This is a genomic window from Rhizobacter sp. P3_C12 (assembly GCF_056402735.1).
The window spans coordinates 1-1,384 of the sequence record NZ_JBFUGW010000577.1; the positions used below are offsets into that span (position 1 = coordinate 1).

Consider the following 1,384-nt stretch of genomic DNA (forward strand, 5'->3'; position numbering starts at 1 on the left):
TGGGAACAGGGGAGGACGGTGGGGGTGGTCTGCGCCTGCACCCCTTGACGCATACGTAGCTCAACGTGCGATGTCACTTGGCGCCGCCGATAAGCAGACCATGGCACCGTGTGACACCGCCGTCTGTCTGCCAGCGCACGCAGGCGTGCGGCAAGACGAAGGACTGTTCGCCGTCGTTGGAGTTCACAGGTCAAGGCACAGCCGCAGTGCGCGCGGCGCACGACGAATGGTCTCAGGGGCAACGGGCTTTCTCTCTTGAGAACCGACCGGCTGCATCCGGCCTGGAGGCACAAATTGCGCCTGTGTTGCCAGAGCGCGGAAACTCACGCAATTGCGCGCAGGTTGGGTTGTGCTGTCTGCTGCCACCGCTGCTTGATGTAGATCTCGGTCGTTGACTTGTCTGCGTGGCCGCAGAGCAACTGAATGCGCTCAATCGGCTCACCCGCAAGGTACATATCTGTCGCACCCTTGCCCTTCAGGTCGCGCAGGCCAAAACTTGGCATTTCGGCCAAAGGCCCTTTGGCGAGCTTGTGCGCTGCTTTGACGCGCTCAATCGAGCGCCGAAGCATCGCGCTGAGCCCGGTGTATGTGTACGCATTGCCGTCGCGGGTATGGATGATCGGCTGGCGCAGCACTGGTACTTGGCCTACTGCTGCATTGACCAGGCTGTCGAGGACTCCAACGAGTGCTATATCTATCTTGCGGCCGGTCTTGCTCTGAACAAAGCTGAGAACTCGACCACCTTCCTTGTTGCGAATGTTCGCAGGAGTCCACGCAAGTACGTCGACCTCTGGCCGTTGCAAAGTCCTGTAGACCAGTTCCATTGCGAGCCTGACGGCGCCTCCCGCCGCGTCATAAACCGCTCGGTACTCGGCATCGGTCACGTAGCGCTCGCGGCGCGACTCCGGGTTGCGGCGAACACCGCTGGCGCGCATGCATGGGTTGACACTGAAACCGTCGGCGGCGCGGCCAGTACGGATTAGCCAGCTCAGCATGGAGGACAGGCATGCGCGCTCCCGATTGGCTGGTGTTGGCCGGCCTAGCGCCGCGTTGTCCTCAAGATAGCTCTGCACGTGCGACGGCTTGATTTGGTCGGGGAACATGCGGCCGAAGTACGCGAGCAGCGGGCCACCGTAGTCCGCATACCCTGCATAGTCGTCGAGCGTGCGCTGACTCAGCGTGCCGGCCGACACGCGAAGCTTGCAGTCCGTGAGGAACTCACCGAACCACCATTGCACAGTTCCATACGCCTTCCCAGGATCGTTGTGCATGGCTGCGGCCTTCTTGGCGGYGGCCAGGTCGGTGCCCATGTTCTCCCATCGTCCGTTGCGATGCCGATACCAGAACTTTCCGCGGCGAACGGCCAATCGCGTGCCTGCCAGAC

Annotated in this window: 1 protein-coding gene; it reads right to left on the minus strand. The window is 62.0% G+C overall.

Annotated features, from left to right (window positions below; all coding sequences use genetic code 11):
• Positions 1-323: 323 nt before the first annotated feature.
• Positions 324-1,384 (minus strand): site-specific integrase (locus AC1DXV_RS34625; RefSeq protein WP_477938047.1); only part of this gene is annotated, 1,061 nt, incomplete at its 5' end.